We start from the raw sequence: 23714 nt of genomic DNA, 5'->3' as shown, positions 1-23714 counted from the left end.
CGTGTTAGCGCTCACAGCCTCGCTGGGCGCGGCACCGTCCCTTGCCGCCCAGGACGATCTGGGCATGCCGGTGTTCACGGGTGCCGATCCCGTGCCCGCCGAGCCCGTGGGGTACCACCCGCGCAAGATGATGGAGGAGATCTACCGGAAGGAGAAGGGCGGCGACTCGTACTGGATCGACCGCATGCTCGCCCGGCCCGGGAACGATCCGGCGGGGCCGTGGTTGATGACGCGCGGGCGGGCGTTGTTCATGAAGGAGCACGACCCGCGCAAGCTCGGGTTCGGCGGCTATGTCGCGTACTGGGAGAGCATCGACAACCGGGACGCCTACGAGATCTCGCTCGGTGGCACGCTCACCGAGGACGTGTCCAAGCGCCTGCAGATGCCCAGCCACTGGACCGGCCAGTACGCCGGGGACGGCCTCGCGGTCGGGGTGAAGAAGTTCATCACCCACGAGAACGTGGCCGTGACCACCCTGGAGATCACCAACACCGGGTCCGCGGCGCGGTCGGTGCCCATCACCGTGACCTCGCCCTACACCAAGACCCCCGACGGGGACCGGGAGCTGACCGGCACCGTCTGGAGCAGGAACAAGCTCACCACGATCTTCCCCCGGCTCAGCGGCGACGGGCTGAAGGTCTCCGAGGGCGCGCTCAAGGGCTCGGTGACCGTCGAGCCGGGCAGGACCGTGCGGACCAAGGTGCAGATGGGCTTCGTCACCGCGGAGCTGGCGAGGTCGCGTTCGGAGTATGACGGCTACAAGGGCCGCTCGCCCGAGCAGGCGGTGCGGCGCCAGCTCCAGGACTACAACGCCTGGTGGGCGGAGAACCTGCCCTACATCGACGTGCCCGACGAGAACATCAAGAAGTTCGTCTACTACCGCTGGTGGCTGATGCGCTTCAACTTCCTCGACGCCGACATCCCCGGGAACGACTTCCAGTTCCCGACCTCGGTGGAGGGGGCGCTCGGCTACAACAACGCGATCGTGCTGACCGTGCCGATGTTCGTGCAGGACCTGAAGTACCTGCGGGACCCGATCTACTCGTACGGGCCGTGGGTGTCGGCGGGCGAGGTGTCGCGCAACTCCAAGTACACCGACAACCCGGGCGACCCGGAGAACTGGTCGAACAGCTACACGCAGTACATCTCGGCCTCGGCGCTGGAGAGCTACCAGATCCACGGCGGGCAGCCGTCGATCCTGCGCAACCTGGCCCGGTACGCGGAGAAGGACGTCTACGGGCAGCTCGACGCGTACGACTCCAACGACAACGGGGTCATCGAGTACGCGTGGGAGGCGATGACCGGCAACGACGCCGACGCGGTGTCGTTCCACTACTACGACCGGGCCAACGAGCGGCTGGAGGGCGCCTACGTCTACGCCAACGCGATGGCGGCGGCGCAGGCGTACGAGTTGTCCGGCGACCAGGCCAAGGCCGCCGAGATGCGCGGTGTGGCCGACAAGGTCAGGAACGGCATCCTGACCCTGCTGTGGGACGAGCAGAACAAGGTGTTCAAGCACCGCGACCTGCAGACGGGCAACCTGATCCCGTGGAAGGAGTCCAACAACTACATCCCGTACGCGACGGGGCTGGTGCCGACGGACGACCCGAAATATCGGGAGGCGCTGCGGTTGTGGGCTGACCCAGCGGAATATCCGATATTTCCGGCGTACACCGCCAACCAGAAGGACAAGGCGGAGGCCGCCGCCGCGGGCCACCCGGGCTCCAACAACTTCTCGCAGATCAACTCGACCCGGAACTTCCAGCTGTTCTCCAAGGCCATGCGCCAGTACACCACCCCGTACATCACGGCCGAGCAGTACAAGCAGCTCCTGTACTGGAACGCCTGGGCGCAGTACGTCGACGGCGACACCCGCTACCCCGACGCCAACGAGTTCTGGGCCAACTGGAACCCGCAGACCAAGACCATCGACTACCGCTCCTGGATCCACCACACGATCCTGGGCAGCAGCAACTGGACCGTCATCGAGGACGTCATGGGCCTGCGCCCGCGCTCGGACGGCAAGGTCGAGCTGTGGCCGGTGGACATCGGCTGGGACCACTTCACCGTCAACGGCGTCAACTACCGGGGCAGCGACCTGACCATCGTCTGGGACAAGCCCGGCGACGGCACGAAGCACTACGCCGGGGTGCCCGAGGGTTACTCGATCCTCGTCGACGGCAAGCGCAAGGTCACCCTGTCCGGCCTGGAACACGCCGTCTGGGACCCGAAGACCGGCAAGGTCGACGGTGGCTCCGATGGGATCAGCACGGTGGTGCACGCCGAGAGGGCGCCGTCCATGAAGGCTCCCGGGCAGGTCGAGCTGGGCGGCGACCGGATCGAGGACCTGTTCCAGAAGGCGGGCGTGAACCTGCGCTCCACCCGTACGAACCTGGTGAGGTCCGCCACCGCCTCGCACGGCGAGCCGGCCGGGGCCGTGGACGGGTTCACGATCAACGAGCCGTACTGGAGCAGCAAGGGCTCGGGCCAGGCCCGGGACTGGCTGGAGGTGGACCTCGGGTCGGCCCAGAAGGTCGACCAGGCCAAGCTGTACTTCTACAACGACCGCAAGGCGGCCGGCCACAGCGAGCCCGCCTTCTACTTGGTGCGGTATCTCGACGGCGAGACCTGGAAGGACGTGCCGGGGCAGGACAAGCGGCCGCTCTACCCCCGGGCGAACCTCAACGAGGTGCGCTTCCCGGCCGTCACCGCGCAGAGGTTGCGGGTGCTGGTCACCCACCGGCTCGGCTTCGCCACGGGCCTGAAGGAGGTGCAGGTCTACCGCGCGGGCGCGGACGCCGGCTCGGTCACGAACCGGGCCCCGTCGGTGGTCACCGTGGTCGACCCCACCTTCGGCCGGCCCGGTCAGGCCAGGATCGAGGCCGTGGTCAAGGACGACGCCCTGCCGAAGGGCGAGCTCACCACGCAGTGGACCAAGGTGGACGGGCCCGGTGAGGCGTTCTTCACCGACCCGACCGGCACGACCACGGTGGTCGCGTTCTCCGAGCCGGGGACGTACCGGCTGAGGCTGGACGCCACCGACGGTGCGAAGAGCACCTCGACCACCGTGTACGTCACCGCCACGGCCCAGGCCGCGCAGGTGAACGTGGCTCCCAAGGCCACGCCCACCGCCTCCTACACCTCGCCGTGGGAGCGGATCGCCGCGATCAACGACGGCATCGAGCCGCCGCGCTCCAACGACGGGGCAAACCCGCGCTGGGGCACCTGGCCGCAGCAGGGCACGCAGTGGGTGCAGCTCGAATGGCCCGAGCCGGTGCGGGTGAACAAGGCCGAGGTCTACTTCTTCGACGACGGCGGCGGCGTGCGCCTGCCCGCCTCGTGGAAGATCCAGCAGTGGGACGGCGACTCCTTCGAGGACGTCACCGGCGCCGGCGCCTACCCGAAGGCGATCGACACCTACAACGCCGTCTCCTTCGACACGGTCACGACCTCGCGGCTGCGCGTCCAGCTGGAGTCCGGCGGGGCGTCGGTCGGGCTGCTGGAGACCAGGGTGTACGAGGTGCCGCCGGACTCGGTGCGGCCGGTCCACGTGCCCACCCTGGCCGGCACGCTGCCGAAGCTGCCGGACACCGTGGAGACCGCGTACGCGGACGGCACCCGCGGCCGGGCCGCCGTCACCTGGCAGCAGGTGACGCCCGACCAGGTCAGGACCGGCGGCACCAGCTTCACCGTGGCCGGCCTGGCCGAGGGCGTGCGCCAGACCGCCCAGGCCACCGTGTACGTCCGCACCACCTCGGCGGTGACGATCACCTCGATCGCCGAGGAGGCCGTCACGACCCGGGCCGGGGTCGCGCCCTCGCTGCCGAAGGCCGTCGTGGCGACGTACAACGACGGGTCGAAGGACAGCGCCGTGGCCGTCACCTGGGAGGCCGTCGCCCCCGAGCGGTACGCCCAGCCCGGCACGTTCACCGTGACCGGTCAGGTGGCGGGCACCACGATCGCCGCCAAGGCCACCGTCACGGTCGAGTAGCGCCTATTCTGTCCTGGCCCCACCCGTTTCGCGGGGCCAGGACACGGCGTGCGTGCCGGAGATCGGAGGACCGACGAGCGCGATGGCCGGATTCGCCGAGATCGCCGAGAACTCCGGCCGCCCCGCCCCGCGGGTGACCGGCGCGGTCATCCTCGCCGTCGCCATGGCGGTCGCCTCGCCGGTCCTGGGCCTGGCCGCGATCCTGATCTGGGGCGGGCTGCCCCCGGAGTGGACGCCCGCCAGGACGACGAGCCCGCAGTCCGCGGTCATCTTCACCTTCCCCGCGGTCGGCGCGTTCCTCATCTACCACCGGCCCCGGCTGAACATGGCCTGGCTCATGTGCGCCGGCGGGCTGGGGGCGGGCGTCAGCGACTTCGCCAACGCGCTGATGTTCCGCGCCGCCGCCGACGGCGAGCTCGCCTTCGCCGGATGGATGCGGCTGCCGACCCAGGTCGGGTGGGCGGTGTGCGGGCTGGCGCTGACGATGGTGCTGCCGTTGTACTCGCCCGACGGCCGGCTGCCCTCGAAACGCTGGCGGCCGGCCCTGTGGCTGGGCGCCGCCGCCATCACGCTCGGGATGTTGCGGGCCGTGTTCAGGATGCCCCCGCCCTCGCAGGGGTACCCGTACCCGCGGGTCATCCCCAACCCGTTGCAGATCCCCGCGCTGGGGCCGTACTTCGACGTCGTGGGGACCATCAGCTGGGTGAGCATCTACACCGCGATGGCGCTGGCGGCGCTGTCGATGGCGGTGCGGATGCGGCGGGCCGACCCGGTCGTGCGGCGGCAGATCGGGTGGCCGCTGTTCGCGTTCTCCGGCTACATCGTGTTCCTGGTCGCGGCCGCGATCTGGCCCGGCCTGATGTGGCCGGCCATCCTGTGGGCGGGGATCATCCCGTTCGCGGTGGCGTTCGCGGTGATGCGCTACCGGCTCTACGGGATCGACACGGTGATCAGCCGCGGTTTCGTGGCGGCCGGCGTGGTGGCCGTGGTCAGCCTGGTCTACTTCGGCGCCGGCACGCTGTCGAGCGTGCTGGTGTCCGGCTACGACCAGGTGGCCGGGATCGCCGCCGCGCTGTTCGCGGGCGCGTTCTTCCAGCCGCTGCGGCGCGCGTTGCAGCGGGCCGTGGACCGGCTCCTGTACGGCGCGGTCGGCGACCCCGGCGTGCTGGCCGAGCGGCTGACCCAGGCCGTGCGCCGCGGCGACCCGGCCGAGGCGCTGACCTCGGTGGTGAGCGTGCTGCGCGACGGGCTGGCGGTCGAGGGCGTGGCCGTGGAGGTGGCCGACGGCGAGCCCCGCTACGTCGAGAGCGGCCGCGTCGGGCCCGAGCCCCGGGAGGTGCCGCTGATCTGGCACGGGGCCCGCGTCGGGCGCCTGCTCGTCGGCCCGCCGGGGCCGCGCCGCTTCCCCGCCGCCCACAACGAGCGGGTGCTGGCCACGCTCACGCCGTACGCGGCGGACGTGGCCCACGCCGTGCGGATGGCGGCCGACCTGCAGCGCTCGCGGGAGCGCATCCTGACGACCAGGGAGGAGGAGCGCCGCCGCCTGCGCCGCGACCTGCACGACGGGCTCGGCCAGACCCTGTCGGCGATGGCGATGACCATCAACATGGCCCGCCTCAGCCTCAGGAACTCCCCGGAGGCGGCCGACGAGCTGCTGCGGGAGCTGCACGCCGGCATGAGCGCGGTCACCGGCGACATCCGCGAGCTCGTGTACGGCCTGCGCCCGCCCGCCCTCGACGACCTGGGCCTGGCCCGCGCGGTACGCGAGCTGGCCGGCCAGTCGTCGCCGGACACCGAGATCGAGGTGACGGTCGAGGGCGACCTGGCGGACCTGCCCGCCGCCGTGGAGGTGGCGGTCTACCGGATCGTCCAGGAGGCACTCACCAACGTCCGGCGGCACGCCCACGCGTCACGGACCGCGATCTCCGTCCAGCGGGAGCAGACGGCGCTGCGCGTGCTGGTCATCGACGACGGCAAGGGATTGCCCGAGTCGCACCGCGCGGGCGTGGGCCTGGGCTCGATGCGCGAGCGGGCGGCGGAGCTGGGCGGGATCTGCGTGGTGAAGGGCGAGCCGGGCGTGGGCACCCGCGTCGAGGTCATGCTCCCGCTCCCGGAGCTCTCGCCGGCGGGGCTGAGCGAGCCCGCGCTCCGGGCCGCCACGCCCTGAGCTGGTGCGCTCAGGGCCTCGTCATGAGCTGGTTCAGCTCGGGGTAGGGCAGCGCCCCGGCCACCGCCGTGTACGTGCCCGCGCCGAGCAGCTCGACCGCCGCGCGCCGGGCCACGGTGTAGGCCGCCTCGGCGATCGCCGAGCCCAGGCTGATCCGCGCCACCCCTTCCGCGGCCAGGGCGGCGACGTCGGGCGCTCCCGGCCCGGCGAGGATGTTCAGCGGCGCCCGGACCTTCCCGGTCAGCGCCGCGATAGCGGCCAGGTCGGTGAGTCCGGGCACGAACACGCCGTCCGCCCCCGCCTCGACGTAGGCGGCGGCCCGCTCCAGCGTCTCCCCGAGATCCCCGCCACCGCCCAGGAACGTGTCGATCCGCGCGTTGACGAACAGCGGGATCCCGGCCTCGTCCGCCGCGGCCCGGGCGGCGGCCAGCCGCGCGACCTGGTCCTCGACCGGCCGCAGCGGAGCGGGCCCGGTGCGGTCGGCGTCCTCCAGGTTCACGCCCACCGCCCCGGCGCCGAGCACGCCGCGCACGGTCTCCGCCACCCCTTCGGGGTCGTCGGCGTACCCGCCCTCGACGTCGGCGCTCACGGGGACGTCCACGGCCGCGACGACCCGGGCGACCAGCGCGAGCGCGAGATCGCGGCCGAGCCGGTCGCCGTCCGGCGCGCCCAGGCTCCAGGCCACGCCGGCGCTGGTGGTGGCGACCGCGGGCGCGCCGGCGGCCTCGACGACGCGGGCGCTGGCGACGTCCCAGGCGTTGGGGAGCAGCAGGGGCTCGCCGGGCACGTGCAGCGAGCGGAACAGGACGGCTCTGTCCAGATGAGAGGTCATGAAGACCATCCCACCAGCCCGTCCGGCGGGAGGGCTGGCCATTTTCGGACATGAGCGTTCAGTCGTTACGGTTGTGGGGCCTCCGCCGTGACCAGGAGGGACGGCGGAGGCGGCGCGGTCAGGAGGCGGCGCGGGTCAGGAGGCGGTGCAGGTGTAGGGGCCGGGGGTCGAGGTGTCGCCGGTGGGGCGGGAGGCCTGGAAGCCGAAGCCGGCCGAGGCGCCGGCGGCGAGGTTGCCGTTGTAGCCGGCGTTGCGGGCCGTGACGGTCTGCCCGTTCACCGTCAGGGTGGCGTTCCAGGAGCCGGTGATCGTGTGGCCGGCCGGCAGCGTGAAGGTGACCGTCCAGCCGGTGATCGCGGAGGAGCCGCTGTTGGTGACCGTGACCGGCTGCGCCACGTACCCGCCGCTCCACTGCCCCTGCACGGTGCCGGTGACGGTGCAGCCGCCGGTGCCGCCGCCCGACGTGGTGGTGAACGTCGTGGTGGGCGAGTTGCCGGACAGGTTGCCGGCGCCGTCGCGGGCGCGTACGTACACCTGGTACTGGGTGGAGGCGCTCAGGCCGGTCAGCGCGATGGAGTTGGTCGCCGTCTGGCCGAGGAGCGGGTCGGTGCTGCCCTGCTCGCGGTAGACGTTGTAGCCCGCCAGGCCCGACCCGCCCGCGTCCGTGGAGGCCGACCACGTCAGGGTGGCGCCGCTGGAGGTCACGCCGGAGGCCGAGGGGGTGCCGGGCGTCGTCGGGTTGGTGGTGTCGGTGCCGCCCCCGCCGAAGAACGTGGCCTCGCGCGCGGTCTGGCCGATGCCGTTCGCGCCGTTGAAGATGCGCTGGCCCCACGAGGTCAGGGCGGAGGGGTTGAAGTTGGTGACCATGTCGAGGTATTCGACGCCGCCGCCGTTGCCGCTCCACGACCAGCCGATGTAGCCGAGGCCCCGCGACTGGGCCTGGGACATGATCGTGTCCTCGTCCGGGTCGCCGTCGGAGTGGTTGTGCCCGAACTCGCCGATGACCAGCGGCAGGCCGGCGGTCTGGAAGGCGCCCAGGTACGCGGTGATCTCGGCGGCCGTGTCGAAGACACCGTACATGTGGATGGAGAAGACCGTGTTGCGCTGCGGGTCGGCGTTGAAGACGGACTGGGCGTTGTCGCGCATCGTGAACTGCCAGTCCTGGCCCCAGTTGGGCGCGTCCACCATCAGCAGGTGCTGGAAGCCGAGGCCGCGCATGCGGGTGATCGCGTTCGTGGTCGCGGCGGTCCAGGCGGAGACGTTGTTGTTGCCGTACGGCTCGTTGCCGATGTTGACGACGATGAAGTCCTCGGTGCCGGTGAGCGCGCCGCGGACGCTGCTCCAGTAGTCGACCGCCTGGTCGAGGGTGTACGCGCCGCTCTGCTCGCCGTACCCGGTGGTGTCGTGGTTTTCGAGCACGCATATTAACCGGTTCTGCCGGCAGAGGGACACGACGTTGGCCACGTCGGCGGTCCCGTTGGCGGGCCACCGGCCGCCGCTCAGCACCACGCGCACCGTGTTGGCGCGCAGGGCCTTGATGCTCGCGAACGAGCCCGTCTGGCTGGTGTACCAGGTGTGCGCGTGGCTGACGCCGCGCATGACGAAAGCGTTCCCGTTGGCCTCGAGGATCCGGGTGCCACTGACCCGGAGGCCGACCGCGGCGTGTGCGGGAGCCGGGGCGATCAGCATCGAGACGAGGAGCGACAGGAGCGCCGCGACCGCGAGCCCGAGTCGTTTGGTCATGGGGGGTGCCCTTCTCTTGTTAACCGGTTAGGTTCACACGGGCACATGCTCTGCGGAATCGGCTCCGATGTACAGCGCGCCGGGGGATCGCGGTCAGGAATGCCTGGATCGGGGTGAAAGTTTCACTCCGGCTGCCGCAGCGTGGGCAGGCCCGCCGCCAGTGCCTGGAGCGCGCGGAGGAGGGTGGGCAGGAGCTCGGGACAGGCGGCGGCCAGCTCGGGGTGCTCGGCGTAGACCTGGGCGAGCGCGGGGGAGGGATGGGCGATCGGGTAGAGCATGCCGGCCAGCCCGCTGGCAGCGGCGACCAGCTCGAGGCCCTCGCGCTCGGTCAGGCCGGTATCCCTGGCGATCCGGGCGCCCATCTCGCCGGAGACGGCCAGCACCGTGCGCTTGAACGCGTAGGCCGCGGGGACGGACACGTTGTGTTCGAGCGTGGTGGAGGTGTGGCCCATCAGGTCGCACAGCAGCGGCCGCTCCACGACCGTCTCGGCCAGCACCTTCATGGCCTCGGCCGGGTCGGTGATCCCGGGCAGCCGGGCGGCGACGGCCTCGGCCCACTGCTCCCACTCCTCGACGCAGAGCTCGAGGTAGATCTCCTCGCGGGTGCCGAAGTAACGCACGATGTTCGACTTCGCCAGCCCGACCGCTTCCGCGACCGCTCCGAGGCTGACGTTGCGCACGCCGGAGGTGCGGGCGAGCTCGCGCGCGGCGGCGAGGATCGCCTCGCGCCGCTGCTGTTTGTGCTCGGGCCGCCTGGCACGAAGGAAGGTCATGGCGCTCAAAAGCATACTTCTCGATTTAAGAGAACACCGTTCGCTTGTTAAGGGAACGGTGTTCTGTTAGCGTCCGGTCTACAGCGGTATGGGAGGAAGAGCGAGTGACCGAGATACGGATGAAGGTGAACGGCTCCGTCGAGTCCCTCGACGTGGAGCCGTGGGTCAGCCTGCTCGACGCGCTGCGCGAGCGGCTCGGGCTGACCGGCCCCAAGAAGGGCTGCGACCAGGGCGCCTGCGGCGCCTGCACGGTGCTCGCCGACGGCATGCGGATCAACTCCTGCCTGGCCCTGGCCGTCCAGTACGACGGCCGCGAGATCACCACGATCGAGGGCGTGGCCCACCCCTTGCAGGAGGCGTTCGTGCGCCACGACGGGTTCCAGTGCGGCTACTGCACCTCGGGCCAGATCTGCTCGGCCATCGGGATGCTGGCCGAGCACGCGGCCGGCATGTCCAGCGCCGTGACGGAGTCCGGCGAGCTGAGCGAGGCCGAGGTCAGGGAGCGGATGAGCGGCAACCTGTGCCGCTGCGGCGCCTACAACGGCATCGTGGACGCGATCATGGACGTGGCCGGGAAGGACCCGCGATGAGGCCGTTCGCCTACGTCAAGCCCGCCGACGTCGAAGCCGCCGTGCGCGCCGCCACCACCGAGCCGGGCGCGAAATACCTCGGCGGCGGCACCAACCTCGTCGACCTGATGCGCGAGGGCATCGAACGCCCGGACACCGTCGTGGACGTCACCGGCCTGCCCCTCGACACCGTGGAGGAGCTGCCCGGCGGCGGCCTGCGGATCGGCGCGCTCGTCCGCAACAGCGTCCTGGCCGCCGACGGCCGCGTGCGCGCCCGCTACCCGGTGCTGTCGCAGGCGCTGCTGGCCGGGGCCTCGGCACAGCTGCGCAACATGGCCACCGTGGGCGGCAACCTGCTCCAGCGCACCCGCTGCCCGTACTTCTACGACGCCGCCTCGGCCTGCAACAAGCGCGAGCCGGACAGCGGCTGCGACGCCCTCGACGGGTTCAACCGGGGGCACGCGATCCTGGGCGTGAGCGAGAGCTGCATCGCCACGCATCCCTCCGACATGGCCGTGGCCCTGGCCGCCCTGGACGCCGTCGTCGAGGTGCGCGGCGTCAACGGCCCGCGCCGCATCCCGCTCACGGACTTCCACCGCCTGCCCGGCCACACCCCGGAGATCGAGACCGAGCTGGGCCCCGGCGACCTGGTCACCGCGGTCGAGCTGCCGCCGCTCGCCGCCGCCTCCCGCTACCGCAAGGTACGCGACCGCGCCTCGTACGCCTTCGCCCTCGTCTCGGTCGCGGCCGCCCTGCGGGTGCAGGACGGGACGGTGGCGGAGGTACGCCTGGCGCTCGGCGGCGTCGCCACCAAACCCTGGCGGGCCCGCGAGGCCGAGCGCATCCTGCTCGGCGGCCCGGCGGCCGAGGCGGCCTTCCGCCACGCGGCCGAGACGGAGCTGGCCGCCGCGTCCGTCCGGCCGGGCAACGCGTTCAAGGCCGGACTCGCCGTGTCCACGATCACGGCCACGCTGCGCGAGCTGACGAGCACGGGAGGGACGGCTCGATGAGCACCAAGTACGCCGAGACCGAGCAGGCGACGGCGGGCACGAAATACGTCGGCCGCGCGGTCGACCGGCTCGACGGCCGGGCCAAGACCACCGGCGAGGCCCGCTTCGCCGCCGAGCACCCGTATCCGGACCTGGCGCACGCCGCTCTCGTGCACGCCACGATCCCCCGGGGCCGCATCACCGGCATCGACACCGCCGAGGCGCGGGCCGTGCCGGGCGTGATCGACGTCCTCACCCACGAGAACGCCCCGGCCATGAAACCCGCCCCCAAGGTGAGCTTCCTCGACCTCAGCACGCTCGTCTCGGGCACGTCGGTCAACTACCTGGCCACCGACGAGGTGCACTGGAACGGCCAGCCGGTGGCGGTCGTGGTCGCCGAGACGCCGGAGACGGCCCGGTACGCGGCCTCGCTGGTGCGCCCGGCGTACCAGGAATTGCCCGCCGCGGTGGACTTCGCGGCCGAGGAGCCGAACGCGGTCCCCCAGAAGGGCAGCCTGATCGCCGAGACCAAGGCGGACAAGGGGGACGCGCCGGCGGCGCTGGCCGCCGCGCCGTACGCCGTGGACCTGACCTTCACGACGCCGCCGCACAGCCACAACGCGATCGAGCCGCACGCCACGACCGCCGTCTGGGACGGCGACCGGCTGACCCTGCACGAGGGCACGCAGAACATCCCGTGGCTGCGCAAGCACCTGGCCCAGCGGTTCGGGGTGCCGGAGAAGGCGATCAGGGTGCTGTCGCCGTACGTGGGGGGCGGGTTCGGCGGCAAGGGGTCGGTCTGGGCGGGCACGCTGCTCGCCGTGCTGGCCGCGCGGGCGACGGGCCGGCCGGTCCGCCTGGCGCTCACCCGCGCGAGCGTCTACCACACGGTCGGCGGGCGCACCCCCAGCACGCAGCGGGTCGCGCTGGGCGCGGACGCGGACGGGCGGCTGACCGCGCTGATCCACACCAGCGTGTCGAGGACGGGACGGACCGGCGGGATGGGGGAGCAGATCACCGCGGTCTCCCGGCACCTCTACGCCGTGCCCAACATCCACCTGCGGCAGAGCACCGTCCCGCTCGACCTGCTGGCCAACACGTTCATGCGGGCGCCGGGCGAGTCCATCGGCACCTTCGCCCTGGAGTCGGCCGTGGACGAGCTGGCCTGGGAGCTCGGCGCGGACCCGGTCGAGCTGCGCATGCGCAACGAGCCCGAGCGCGATCCGCTCGGCGGGCAGCGGTTCGCGCAGCGGATGTTGCGGGAGGCGTACGCGCTGGGGGCCGAGCGGTTCGGCTGGCGCGAGCGCGACCCGCGGCCCGGCGCCATGCGGGACGGGCGGTGGCTGGTCGGCATGGGGGTGGCCACGGCGTACCACCCGTCGTTGCGGATGACGGCGAGCGTCACCCTGCGGATGGCCGCCGACGGCACGGTCGTGGTGCGCTGCGGCCTGCACGAGATCGGCGTGGGCGCGGCGACCGTGCAGGCGCAGATCGCCGCCGACGAGCTGGGCGTGCCGCTGGAGTCCGTACGCGTGGAGCACGGCGACTCGGACCTGCCGCCGGGCCCGCAGGCGGGCGGCTCGGTGCAGACCGCGAGCGCGGCGGCGGGCGTGCTGGCCGCCTGCGCCAAGCTGAAGCGCACGCTGCTCGGCCTGGCCCGCCGCGCCCCGGACTCGCCGCTGCGGGGCCGGCGGCTGGAGGAGCTGGCGGCCCGCGACGGCGGGCTGTACCTCGGGGGGCGCGGCCAGACGTACGCGGAGATCCTGGCCGCGGCCGGTCGCACTCACGTGGAGGCGGCGGTCAAGGCGAACACGCTGGGGTTCCTCGCCCGGACCCTGCGCGAGCGCCGGAAGTGGGTGAAGGCGGCGACCGGCGCGCAGTTCTGCGAGGTGCGGGTGGATCCCGACACCATGGAGGTGCGCGTGTCGCGCTGGCTGGGCGTGTTCGACGTCGGCCGGGTGATCAACGCCAAGACGGCGGCGAGCCAGCTGCGCGGCGGGATCGTGATGGGCATCGGCATGGCGCTGTCGGAGCAGACCCTGATCGACCACCGCGACGGCCGGATCGTGAACCCGAGCCTGTCGGAATATCACGTGCCCGTGCACGCCGACATCCCCCGCATCGACGTGCGCTACCTGGACGAGCCGGACCCGACGATGCCGCTGGGGCTGATCGGGGTGGGCGAGGTCGGCATCACGGGGGCGGCGGCCGCCGTGGCCAACGCCGTGCGCCACGCCACCGGCAAGCGCGTGCTCGACCTGCCGATCACGCTCGACAAGCTGCTGTGAGCACTCGGGCGGCCCGCCCGGCCGCCCGAGCCGCCGCCGCCCCGCGCTCCGGGTCCACCATGGCGGTGACGGTCGCGCCGTCCATCAGGACGAGCAGCTGGTCGGCCAGCACCTCGTCGTCCACCAGCCCGCCCAGGAATTCGCGCAGCCGCCGCTTGTGCCGCCGCACCACGTCCCTGACGGCCTCCGACGTGGCGCCCAGCTCCCCGTACGCGTTGACGAACCCGCACCCGCGGAAGTCGTCCTCGCCGAACCACCGCTCCAGCCACTCGAACACCCCTGCCACGTCGGTGGCATAAGCGGTGAGCGAGGCCATCCACCGCTCGTCCCGCCGCTCCAGGTAGGCCACGACGAGCGCCTCCTTGGACGGGAAGCACTGGTAGAGCCGCTTGAGCGACACGCCGGAGGCGGCCCTGACCTCGTCCATGCCCACGGCCCGCACGCCACGCCGGTAGAAGAGCTCGCCGGCCGCCGTCAGGAGTCGTTCGGCGTGTTCCATGGCACCTCGCTTGAACGGAGAACGGTCGTTCTCTAGGCTAGCTCGGAGAACGACCGTTCTCACGAGGAGGCCTCGCCATGCCACGCCCACCCGTCCCGCCGTTCACCGAGGAGACCGCCCGCGTCAAGGTCCAGGCCGCCGAGGACGCCTGGAACACGTGCGACCCCGACCGCGTCGCCCTCGCGTACACGGAGGACTCGGTCTGGCGCAACCGCGACGAGTTCGTGACCGGCCGCGACGCGATCAGGGCGTTCCTGCGCCGCAAGTGGGACAGGGAGCTCGACTACGCCCTGCGCAAGGAGTTGTGGGCGGTGCTGGGCGACCGCATCGCGGTCCGGTTCCAGTACGAGTCCCGCGACGCCGACGGCCGCTGGTGGCGCAGCTACGGCAACGAGCAGTGGGAGTTCGACGAGTCGGGCCTGATGCGGCGCAGGGAGGCCAGCATCAACGACGTGCGCATCGAGGAGTCGGAGCGGCGCATCTTCGGCCCGCGCGGCGACGACGAGCGCGGGGTGGACGTGCTGCCGCTCAGGTGAGGTAGCGCAGCCACAGGTACGGCACCGACAGCGTCACGGTCACCACCGTGACGACCAGCCCGTACTTGGTGAACTGCCAGAAGCTGATCGGGGTGCCGTTGCGGGCGGCGATGCCGAGGATCACGACGTTGGCCGCCGCTCCCACCGCCGTCGCGTTGCCGCCCAGGTCGGCCCCGATCGCCAGGGCCCACCAGAGCACCTGGGCGTGCTCGTTGCCGCCGTTGGCCTGGACGAGGTCGGCGACGATCGGGCTCATGGTGGCGACGTACGGGATGTTGTCGATCACGGCCGACAGCCCCGTCGAGGCCCACAGCAGCAACATCGTGGTCAGCGCCAGTTGTCCGTGCGTGGCCGCCGCCGCGGCCTCGGAGATCTGCTTGATGACGCCGGTCTCCACCAGCGCCCCGACCATGACGAACAGGCCGGCGAAGAACACCAGGGTGGGCCACTCGACCTCGCGCAGGGCGTCCTCGGTCGTCACCTTCGTCGCCGCCACCAGCACCCCGGCGCCCAGCAGGGCGACGACCGAGGGCTCGTAGTGCAGCACGGGATGCAGCACGAACGCCGCCATGACCAGCGCCAGCACGGCCAGCGACTGCCACAGGAGCCCCCGGTCGGCGATGGCCTCGCGCTCGTTGAGCGTCATGATCTCGGCGGCCAGGTCGGGGTCGTACCTGAAGGACTTCCTGAACAGCCACCGGCACAGCGCCACGAACACCGCCACCAGCACCACGATCAGCGGCGCCATGTGCGCGAGGAAGTCGTTGAAGGTCAGCCCGCCCCGGCTGGCGATGATGATGTTCGGCGGGTCACCGACCAGGGTGGCGGCGCCCCCGATGTTGGAGGCCATGGCCTCGGCGACGAGGAACGGCGTCACGGGCAGCTCCAGCCGCTCGCACACCAGGAACGTCACCGGCGCGATGAGCAGCACGGTCGTCACGTTGTCCAGCAGGGCCGAGGCGCCGGCCGTGATCAGGATGAGCAGCGCCATGAGCCGGAACGGCCGGCCCCTGGCCCGCTTGGCCGCCCAGATGGCCAGGAACTCGAAGACCCCGGTCTGTTTCAGCACCCCGACGATGACCATCATGCCGAGCAGCAGGAAGATCACATTCCAGTCGATCCCGGAATGCTCGTCGAAGAACGCCGCCTGCGCGCCGGTGGCGTGGATCAGCAGCATGATCCCGGCCCCGCCGAGCGCCGCGGCCACCCGGTGCACCTTCTCGGTGGCGATCAGCGTGTACGCCGCCAGGAAGGCGGCCACCGCCACCCACGCCGTGACCGTCACGCCATGACCGGCAGGGGATCAGCGACAAGGCGGCGTACGGGCATCGGCGGTGCTCTCCACGTTCGGCGACCGGGGCATCGGACGGCATACCCCCCGACAACCTATCAAGCACTACAAACCGGTCACGGGATCCGGATCCACCTCGGGTCGCCGTACCGCTGCTCCAGCCCGTCGGCGGGCAGGTAGTCGGGCGCCGTGCACAGCACGATCCGCCCCTGCACCTCCAGATACCGGATCAGCCCCGCCGCCACCGACAACACCGTCTCGACCCCGCCCTGCCCCTGCGGCATGCGCCCGTCGAGCACCCCCACCACGTCGGCGAGCCCGAACTCGTCGGGCAGCAGCGCCGCCACCTCCTTGACGAAGCTCTCGGTCACCCGCGCCTGGATCATCACCGGCCCGGACTCCGACTCGCCGGAGCCCTCACAGCTCGCGCAGCCGCCGCTCTCCCGCGGGTTGATGGACAGCTCGCCGGTGCCCAGGCACATGAGGCACCGGCTGTGCTCGGCGGCGTGCCGGGTGGCCGCCTCCCGGTCGGCCAGCGGCAGGTCGCAGGTGCACGAGAAGGCGTTGTAGGTGCCCTTTTCGTAGTCGTGGTAAGCGATCTCGTCGGGGGCGTTGACCCATTCGACGCGGATGACGTGCTCGTCCATGGAGACTTGTGCGCTCTCGTCTGTCGCTGGTGGCCGGGCACCCAAGATAGCCCGCGCACCCGGAGGCGATCACGGGATCCGGCGAAGCCGTCACGGCGCGTGAGGGCGATTCAGGTCCGGCTCCTCGTGGGGCCTGCCTTTCAGCTCGTGAAAACCTGGGGTTCCGGCCACCAGCAGCGTCCCGTCCCAGAGCCGGCCGGCCTGCTCGCCGGTGGGCACCCGGGACACGACCGGCCCGAAGAACACGACGCGCCCGCCGCCGCCGTCCGTGACCGCCACGATCGGGGTGCCCACGTGGTCGCCGCCGATCAGGGCCATGGCCTCGGCGTGCGAGGCGCGTACGTCGTCGTCGTGATCCGTGGACGTCCCGGCCCCGGCAAGCTCGACCGGCAGCCCGGCCACGGCCAGCGCCTCGCGCAGGTCGCCCAGCCAGTCGCCGGTGCCGGTCGTCCACAGCGCTGTGTACAGCCGGCCCAGCGCCTCCTGGCCGTGATCGCGCCGCACGGCCGCGCAGATGCGGACGGGGACCCAGAGGTATCCCTCCGGGTCCCCTTCCGGGTCGTCGTCGCGCCCCTCGTTGAGCACCGACAGGCTCATCACGTGCCAGCGCACCTCGACCGGGCGCACCTTCCGCACCTCCAGCAGCCACCGCGAGGTCAGCCACGTGTAGGGGCAGGAAGGGTCGAACCAGAAGTCGGCCACCACGGGGCCGCTCGTCTCAGTCACCCTTCCCAGGGTGCCAGCTAGATCTTCCCGACGCCGGACCCCGCCATGACGGCCGCCTTCACCGAGTTCGGGTCGGCCACGGTGTAGGCGTAGTACGAGCTCGGCTCCTGCACGCTCCCGGAGCAGTCAGGAGCCCCCGACTCGTCGGCGAATACGTTGTTCCGGGCCACGCACCGGCCCGCGGGTCCGGCGTACGAGTTGCTCACCGGCTCCTCCACCCGCTCGAAGTAGTTGCCCTCGACCAGGCAGCCGGCGTTCGCCTGGCAGGCCACGCCGACGTCGGTGTTGTAGACGTAGTAGTTGTTGAACACGTGCACCGGCTCCCCGAACCGCACGCGCGGGTTGCGCTGCGGCGTCCGGTCGAACCAGTTGTGGTGGTAGGTGACCTTGAGCCGCCCGACGTCCTGCGCGCCGTTGCCGTCGTCGTGGCCGAGCAGCATGTTCTTGGTGTGGTCGTGCGTGTGGTTCCAGGAGACGGTGACGTACGAGGAGCCGCGCTTGACGTCGATCAGGCCGTCGTAGCCGCCGGCCAGGTCGTTGTGGTCGATCCAGACGTGGTGGCTGAACATCTGGACGTTGATCGAGTCGTCGCTGGCGTTCCTGAAGGCCAGGTTGCGGACGATGACGTTGTGCACGGCGTCGGCCGGGGGCGAGGTGATCGCGTTGTCCGCCGGGAGGCCGATGTTGAGGCCGCCGCCGCTGATGCCCGAGCCGGAGCCGACGCCGACGATCGTCTTGTCGGACGCGACGTCGTACATGCCGGCCGGGACCGTGATCATCCCGCGCACGCAGACCGTCAGGGGGCCGCTGCGGCCGATCGAGGAGATCAGCTCGCTCGCCGTGTCCACCTCGACCGTCGGGCCGCCGGCGCCGCCGGTGGTGCCGTTCTGGCCCCAGGCGTTCACCGAGGCGAACCCGGCGGGGGCGCCGGGGGAGGTGCACGTGCCGGTGGGCGGCGGGGTGGGGCTGGTCGGCGGGTCGGTGGGCCCGCCCAGGTCGGACACGAGCACGTCGTCGAACGTGGCGCTCGCGTAAAGACCGGCCAGGCCGGCCCGGCCGGAGGGGAGCGCGCCGTCGGTGGCCGTGACGAGCTGCACGTTGTTCACGAACCCGCGCAGCGTGCTGCCGAACGCCTCCAGCCTGAGGGTGTACCAGGTGCCGGGGACCGCCGAGGCGGCGGCGGAGGCGAGCGTCACCGGGGCGCCGCCGGTCCGCCTGCCCAGGACGACCGAGCCCGCTTCGGTCAGGCCGAGGAAGTAGTAGCTGCTGGTGCTCTGCGCCCTGGCCAGCACCGCGACGTGCCGTCCCGAGCCGTTGAACGCGATCGGCCGCACCCGCGCCTGGACCGCCTGGTCCGTCCACCCGGCGCCGGCCACGGCCCGGGCGTCCGCGCTGGTGCCCGACTGCCGGTACGCCCGGGAGCCGTCGGTCACCACCGACCAGCTCCCGCCCGACCGCGACCAGCCGGCGGCGTCACCGTCCTCGAAGTCGTCGCCGAACAGCGTCGCGGCCGACGCGCTCGGCATCCCCAGCAGGGCCGCCGCGACGAGCAGCGCGGCAGTGGTGGCCGCCGCGAGGGCGGCGAGGGATAAGCGGGTCTTGCGTGCTTTGCGTCTGCGCACTTCGGAGCCTCCGGTTCCGCTGGCGACCGGGCCGCGCTCCGCTCGGGCGAGCGTTCGTACGCGCGGCGAGCTTCACACCTTTATGCAACCGATTGTTAGCCGAGTCAATGCGTATGGTGTGCAGTTTTGTTGCATGTCGGCGATCTACTGCAATCGCTTGCCGCCGTGGCGGATGGTCATTTCCGCCGGTCGGGGATACGCTCCCGCTGAGCCGTTCTGAGGAGTACGCGTGACCCCGCTCCTGCGACAGGTCCTGAGCCAGATCGACGGGCCCGACCCCCGCGTCAACGAGGTGGTGGCGGCGCTCGTCAGCCACCTGCACGCCTTCGTCGAGGAGACGCGCCCCACGCCGGAGGAGTGGCTGGCGGGGCTGGCCTTCCTCGTCGAGACGGGCAAGATGTGCACGCCCGACCGCGACGAGTTCATCCTGCTGTCCGACATGCTGGGGCTGACCTCGGCCGTGGACGACGTCAACAACGCCGGACCGGCGAACATGACCCCCTCCTCCGTGGAGGGCCCCTTCCACTCGCCCGCCCCCGAGCGGAAGCTCGGCGACTGGATCAGCACCGGTCCCGAGCGCGAGCGCGGGGTGCCGACCGTCGTGCACGGGCGGGTGCTCGACTGCGACGGCACGCCGCTGGCCGGCGCGGTGGTGGACCTGTGGCAGGCCAACGACACCGGTCTGTACGACACGCAGGACGACAGCCAGGACACCGGCAACCTGCGCGGCCTGTTCACGACCGACGCCGACGGGCTCTACTGGTTCCGCACCATCCGCCCGAGCAGCTACCCCGTCCCCACCGACGGGACCGGCGGCACGCTGCTGCGCGCCATCGGGCGCCACCCGATGCGGCCCGCCCACCTGCACTACCGGGTCACCGCCGGCGGCCACCGGCCGCTGATCACGCACGTGTTCCTGGCCGGCGATCCCTATCTGGAGTCCGACGCCGCCTACGCGGTGAAGGAGGAGCTCGTCCGCGAGCCCCGGCCGGGGGCCGGTGAGTGGGGGATGGACGGGCCGTACGAGGAGATCGAGTTCGACGTCAGGCTGGTGCCCCTCGGCTGGACCGAGGAGAGGGCGAACCCGGCCTGACGAGAGCGGCCTCCCCCCGAAACTCGTTGGAAAACTGTCGTACCCCGGTGGTAGAAAACAGTTTCGATGTTCACCGAGCCGGGCCGGGGGAGGCCATGTCTGTGACCACCAGCAGCTCGGAGTTCTCGGTTTCCGGTCCGCCCTACAGCCGGCGCGGCCCGGTCCGCTGGCTCTGGTCCCATCTGCGCCGCCATCCGGTGCACCTAATCGGGTTCCTCGGCGGCTCGCTCGTCATGACGGTGCTCAACGCCGCGGTGCCGCAGCTCACCGGCGCCGCCTTCGACGCCGTGCTCGGCGGGCGGGCCGATTCCGGCGCCGTGCTCGGGCTGATCGCGCTGGTCCTGCTGGCCATCGTGACGGCCCGCGGCCTGTTCGACCTCGTCGCCCGGCTGTCGAGCGAGGTCCTGGCCAAGCGGCTGGAGCGCGACACCCGCGACGAGCTCTACGTGAGCCTGCTCGGCAAGAGCCAGACCTTCCACAACCGGCAGCGCGTCGGCGACCTGATGGCCCGCGCCGCCAACGACATCAGGCAGCTCTCCATCATGATCACGCCGGGCGTAGACCTGATCGTCGACTCCGGCCTCACCGGCCTCGTGCCGCTGTTCTTCATCGCCGCGATCGACCCGCGGCTGCTGCTGGTGCCCGGCGTCTTCGCGGTCTTCTTCGTGGCCGCGCTCTGGCACTACATGCGCCAGCTCAACCCGGTGGCCACCCGCATGCGCGAGCAGTTCGGCGACCTCAACGCCGGGCTCAGCCAGGCCGTGCGCGGCATCGAGGTGATCAAGGTGATGGCGCAGGAGGGGCAGGAGCGCAAGCGGTTCCGCGCCTACGCCCGCCTCTACCGCGACTCCTTCGTGCGCAACGGCCTGGTGCAGGCCCGCTACCTGCCGACGCTGCTGTTCGCCGCGGCGGTCGCCGGAGCCCTCTGGCACGCCCTCTATCTGCAGGGCATCGGCGCGATCACGGTCGGCGACCTGGTGGCGTTCATGGGGCTGATGGTCATGCTCGGCTTCCCCACCCAGATGTCGATCTTCACCTTCTCCCTGGTGCAGATCGGCATCGCCTCCGCGCGCCGGATCCTGAGCATCGTGACCTCCGAGGCCGAGCTGATGCAGCGCGGCGACGGGCACGCCGCGCCGATCAGCGGCGAGATCGTCTTCGACGACGTGACCTTCGGCTACGACGACGGCGAGCCGGTGCTGCGCGGGGTGACGTTCACCGTCAAACCCGGCGAGACGGTGGCGATCGTGGGCGAGACGGGGTCCGGCAAGAGCACGCTGACCAAGCTGGTGCCGCGCATCTACGACGTCACCTCGGGCCGGATCCTGGTCGACGGCGTCGACGTACGCGACTGGGACCTCGACTCGCTGCGCTCCCAGATCTCCACCATCGAGCAGGACATCGTGCTCTTCTCCCGCTCCGTGGCCGAGAACATCGCCTTCAGCCTCGGCCAGCGGGCCGACCGCGAGGCCGTGGTCAGGGCGGCGGAGGACGCGCAGGCCGCCGAGTTCGTGGCCGAGCTCGACGAGGGCTACGACACGGTCATCGGCGAGCGCGGCGTCACGCTGTCCGGCGGCCAGCGGCAGCGGCTGGCCATCGCGCGGGCGCTGCTCACCGACCCCGCGATCCTCGTGCTCGACGACTCCACCAGCGCCATCGACTCCGCCACCGAGGACAAGATCCAGCAGGCCATCGGCCGCATCCTCGACGGGCGCACGACGCTGCTGATCACCCACCGGCTCTCCCAGATCCGCTGGGCGGACAAGGTGCTGCTGCTGCGGCGCGGCGAGCTGGTCGACTGCGGCACGCACGACGAGCTGATCGAGCGGAGCCGCCTCTACCGGCGGATCTTCGCCCACTACGACGAGGCCGGCGTGGGGCCGGACGACGACGCCCCGGTCCTGGCGAGCGAGCAGGGGAGTGCGCGCTGATGGGCTTCATCATGGACGGCCTCGAGGCCGAGGACTACGACCGCACCTACAACGACCGCGACCTGCTGCGCCGGATCCTGTCCTACTTCCGGCCCAAGGCCGGCGCGATGTTCCTGGTCGCGGGCATGATCGTGCTGTCGTCGCTGAGCCAGGCCGCCGTGCCGCTGCTGGCGAGCTGGGTGGTCGACGCCATCGCGGACGGCACGATCGCCCAGGTCGGGTGGCTGTTCGTGGTGGGGCTGCTGGTCGCGGGCGGGCTCGGATGGGTCTTCAACTTCGTCCGCCAGTGGTTCAGCTCCAGGGTCACCGGCGACGTCGTGCTCCAGCTGCGCGAGGACGCGTTCGACGCCGTGCTGGAGCGCGACCTGTCGTTCTACGACGAGACGCCGTCCGGCCGGATCGTCAGCCGGGTGACGTCCGACACCGACGACTTCGCCACGGTCTCCACGCTCACGATGGACCTGATCAGCCAGGTGCTGATGGTCGGTTTCGTCACGGTGCTGCTGTTCGTGCGCAGCGTCGAGCTCGCCCTGCTGACGCTGCTCGTCGTGCCGATCGTGGTGGGGCTCGCGCTGCTGTTCCGCCGCCTGGCCAGGGCCGGCACCCGGCGGGCGCAACGCTCGCTGAGCCGGGTCAACGCCAACCTGCAGGAGACCATGGGCGGCATCACGGTGGCCAAGAACTTCCGCCAGGAGCAGCAGGTCTACGACGAGTTCCGGCCGATCAACCGGCAGAGCTACCAGGTGACGCTGCGGCAGGGATTCGTCTTCTCGGCCATCTTCCCGGTGCTCTTCCTCGTGGCCGGGCTCGCGACGGTGGGTCTCGTGCAGCTCGGCGGCCTGTCGGTGCTGGGCGGCGGCATCTCCGCCGGTGACTGGTACCTGTTCCTCCAGGGGGTCTCGCTCTTCTGGTTCCCGCTGACGTCCATCGCCGCGTTCTGGTCCCAGTTCCAGCAGGGCCTGTCGGCCTCCGAGCGGGTCTTCGCCCTGATCGACGCCCCGCCCCGCGTGGTGCAGACCGACGCGCAGCCGGCCGGTGAGCTGGCCGGCCGCATCGAGTTCGACGGCGTCACCTTCGGCTACGACCCGGCCCACCCGGTGCTGCGCGGCTTCGACCTGCGCATCGAGGCGGGCGAGACCGTGGCGCTGGTCGGCCACACCGGGGCCGGCAAGTCCACGCTCAGCAAGCTGATCACCCGCTTCTACGAGTTCCAGGAAGGCCGCCTGCTGATCGACGGCCGCGACATCCGCACCCTCGACCTGGCCTCCTACCGCCGGCAGATCGGCGCCGTGCCGCAGGCGCCGTTCCTGTTCAGCGGCACGGTCGCCGACAACATCCGCTACCCGCGACCCGAGGCAAGCGATGACGAGGTGCTGGCCGCGGCGTCGGCGGTCGGCGGCGGCGACTGGGTCGAGGCCCTGCCCGACGGCCTGCGGACCGACGTCGGCGAGCACGGCCGCGCCCTGTCCATGGGGCAGCGGCAGCTCGTCGCGCTGGCCCGCCTGCTCATCCAGGACCCGGCCATCGTGGTCCTCGACGAGGCCACGGCCAGCGTCGACCCGCTGACCGAGGCCCAGATCCAGGAGGGGCTCGACGTGGTGCTGGCCGGCCGCACCTCGATCGTCATCGCCCACCGCCTGTCCACGATCGAACACGTCGACCGCATCATCGTGCTCGACCACGGACAGATCGTGGAGGAGGGCGACCACGCCACGCTCCTGGCCCAGGGCGGCCGCTACTGCCAGGTCTACAACACCTACTTCCGGCACCAGTCGCCCAACTACCGCGCGGGCGCTGGATTCGTCCCGGTCAGCTCACCGTGACCGAGTAGGCCGCGTCTCCGCGTCTCCGCCCAGTCGCCCAGTCGCCCAGTCGTCCAGGTGCCCAGTCGCCCAGGCACTCGCCCGCCCGCTCGCTCGCCCGCGTGCTCGCCCACCCGGGACATCACCACCCGGCCGCGCTGTCTCGTCTCGCAACGGGTCTCCCCGCCACCGGCGAGCGAGTGACGTCCCACCGG

The 23714-nt window shown here is 71.6% G+C and carries 17 protein-coding genes; 9 read left to right on the top strand and 8 right to left on the bottom strand.

The annotated features are described in order from the left end of the window. Nucleotide 1: 1 nt before the first annotated feature. Both ACBJ59_RS48675 and ACBJ59_RS48670 read left to right on the top strand, forming a co-directional pair. The gene (locus ACBJ59_RS48675) at nucleotides 2-3991 is read left to right on the top strand and encodes an Ig-like domain-containing protein (RefSeq protein ID WP_375116839.1); all 3990 of its coding nucleotides are present in this window, start codon (nucleotides 2-4) and stop codon (nucleotides 3989-3991) included. Between the two features lie 52 nt (nucleotides 3992-4043). Then, nucleotides 4044-6158 carry a sensor histidine kinase gene (locus tag ACBJ59_RS48670; RefSeq protein WP_375116838.1) on the top strand — a complete coding sequence of 705 codons (2115 nt, stop codon included), beginning with the start codon at nucleotides 4044-4046 and terminating at the stop codon, nucleotides 6156-6158. A gap of 10 nt (nucleotides 6159-6168) precedes the next feature. Here the strand turns inward: ACBJ59_RS48670 and ACBJ59_RS48665 are convergent, their stop codons facing one another. From ACBJ59_RS48665 to ACBJ59_RS48655, 3 genes are all read right to left on the bottom strand, one after another. Further along, a complete protein-coding gene (locus ACBJ59_RS48665; protein WP_375116837.1) occupies nucleotides 6169-6990 on the bottom strand; it encodes an isocitrate lyase/phosphoenolpyruvate mutase family protein in 822 nt (273 codons plus the stop codon). A 135-nt stretch (nucleotides 6991-7125) separates the two neighbouring features. Beyond that, nucleotides 7126-8733 (bottom strand): cellulase family glycosylhydrolase, encoded by a 1608-nt coding sequence (locus ACBJ59_RS48660; protein WP_375116836.1) that lies wholly within the window; start codon nucleotides 8731-8733, stop codon nucleotides 7126-7128. A 122-nt stretch (nucleotides 8734-8855) separates the two neighbouring features. Beyond that, a complete protein-coding gene (locus ACBJ59_RS48655; protein ID WP_375116835.1) occupies nucleotides 8856-9506 on the bottom strand; it encodes a TetR family transcriptional regulator in 651 nt (216 codons plus the stop codon). Nucleotides 9507-9625: 119 nt separating this feature from the next. Here ACBJ59_RS48655 and ACBJ59_RS48650 point away from each other — a divergent pair, with 119 nt between their 5' ends. From ACBJ59_RS48650 to ACBJ59_RS48640, 3 genes are read left to right on the top strand one after another with little or no spacing between them, the layout of a single operon-like run. After that, nucleotides 9626-10096 (top strand): (2Fe-2S)-binding protein, encoded by a 471-nt coding sequence (locus ACBJ59_RS48650; RefSeq protein ID WP_375116900.1) that lies wholly within the window; start codon nucleotides 9626-9628, stop codon nucleotides 10094-10096. Further along, the gene (locus ACBJ59_RS48645) at nucleotides 10093-11085 is read left to right on the top strand and encodes an FAD binding domain-containing protein (RefSeq protein ID WP_375116834.1); all 993 of its coding nucleotides are present in this window, start codon (nucleotides 10093-10095) and stop codon (nucleotides 11083-11085) included. The genes ACBJ59_RS48650 and ACBJ59_RS48645 overlap by 4 nt, the downstream gene beginning before the upstream one ends. Further along, complete coding sequence (locus ACBJ59_RS48640; RefSeq protein WP_375116833.1) at nucleotides 11082-13352, top strand: xanthine dehydrogenase family protein molybdopterin-binding subunit; 2271 nt, start codon at nucleotides 11082-11084, stop codon at nucleotides 13350-13352. Before ACBJ59_RS48645 ends, ACBJ59_RS48640 begins: the two co-directional genes overlap by 4 nt. Here ACBJ59_RS48640 and ACBJ59_RS48635 read toward each other — a convergent pair. Further along, nucleotides 13330-13851 carry a TetR/AcrR family transcriptional regulator gene (locus ACBJ59_RS48635; RefSeq protein WP_375116832.1) on the bottom strand — a complete coding sequence of 174 codons (522 nt, stop codon included), beginning with the start codon at nucleotides 13849-13851 and terminating at the stop codon, nucleotides 13330-13332. The two genes, ACBJ59_RS48640 and ACBJ59_RS48635, sit on opposite strands and share 23 nt — an antisense overlap. Nucleotides 13852-13928: 77 nt before the next feature. Here ACBJ59_RS48635 and ACBJ59_RS48630 point away from each other — a divergent pair, with 77 nt between their 5' ends. Further along, a complete protein-coding gene (locus tag ACBJ59_RS48630) occupies nucleotides 13929-14387 on the top strand; it encodes a DUF1348 family protein (protein ID WP_375116831.1) in 459 nt (152 codons plus the stop codon). On the opposite strand, the gene ACBJ59_RS48625 is transcribed toward ACBJ59_RS48630, so the two are convergent. The 4 genes from ACBJ59_RS48625 to ACBJ59_RS48610 form a co-directional block, all read right to left on the bottom strand. Next, on the bottom strand, nucleotides 14380-15672 hold the full coding sequence (locus tag ACBJ59_RS48625) for an ArsB/NhaD family transporter (RefSeq protein ID WP_375116830.1): 1293 nt from the start codon (nucleotides 15670-15672) through the stop codon (nucleotides 14380-14382). The genes ACBJ59_RS48630 and ACBJ59_RS48625 overlap by 8 nt on opposite strands. Nucleotides 15673-15794: 122 nt before the next feature. Then, entirely contained in the window at nucleotides 15795-16325 is a 531-nt protein-coding gene (locus ACBJ59_RS48620; protein ID WP_375116829.1) for a hypothetical protein, read from the bottom strand. 90 nt (nucleotides 16326-16415) lie between these two features. Further along, nucleotides 16416-17051, bottom strand: a complete 636-nt coding sequence (locus ACBJ59_RS48615) for a disulfide bond formation protein DsbA (RefSeq protein ID WP_375116828.1) — start codon at nucleotides 17049-17051, stop codon at nucleotides 16416-16418. A gap of 17 nt (nucleotides 17052-17068) precedes the next feature. Continuing rightward, nucleotides 17069-18673: a pectate lyase gene (locus ACBJ59_RS48610; RefSeq protein ID WP_375116827.1), complete on the bottom strand. Its 1605-nt coding sequence runs from the start codon at nucleotides 18671-18673 to the stop codon at nucleotides 17069-17071. Nucleotides 18674-18902: 229 nt separating this feature from the next. Between ACBJ59_RS48610 and ACBJ59_RS48605 the strand changes: the two genes are divergently transcribed. From ACBJ59_RS48605 to ACBJ59_RS48595, 3 genes are all read left to right on the top strand, one after another. Beyond that, nucleotides 18903-19766, top strand: coding sequence for a dioxygenase (locus tag ACBJ59_RS48605; RefSeq protein ID WP_375116826.1), 864 nt, complete (start codon nucleotides 18903-18905; stop codon nucleotides 19764-19766). Between the two features lie 95 nt (nucleotides 19767-19861). Next, nucleotides 19862-21697: an ABC transporter ATP-binding protein gene (locus tag ACBJ59_RS48600; RefSeq protein ID WP_375116825.1), complete on the top strand. Its 1836-nt coding sequence runs from the start codon at nucleotides 19862-19864 to the stop codon at nucleotides 21695-21697. Beyond that, nucleotides 21697-23520: an ABC transporter ATP-binding protein gene (locus ACBJ59_RS48595; protein WP_375116824.1), complete on the top strand. Its 1824-nt coding sequence runs from the start codon at nucleotides 21697-21699 to the stop codon at nucleotides 23518-23520. The genes ACBJ59_RS48600 and ACBJ59_RS48595 overlap by 1 nt, the downstream gene beginning before the upstream one ends. Nucleotides 23521-23714 lie beyond the last annotated feature (194 nt).

Source organism: Nonomuraea sp. MTCD27, from assembly GCF_041950495.1.
GTDB lineage: Bacteria > Actinomycetota > Actinomycetes > Streptosporangiales > Streptosporangiaceae > Nonomuraea.
Note: the sequence above shows the minus strand (reverse complement) of the source record. Positions and strands in the feature narration are given on the sequence as shown.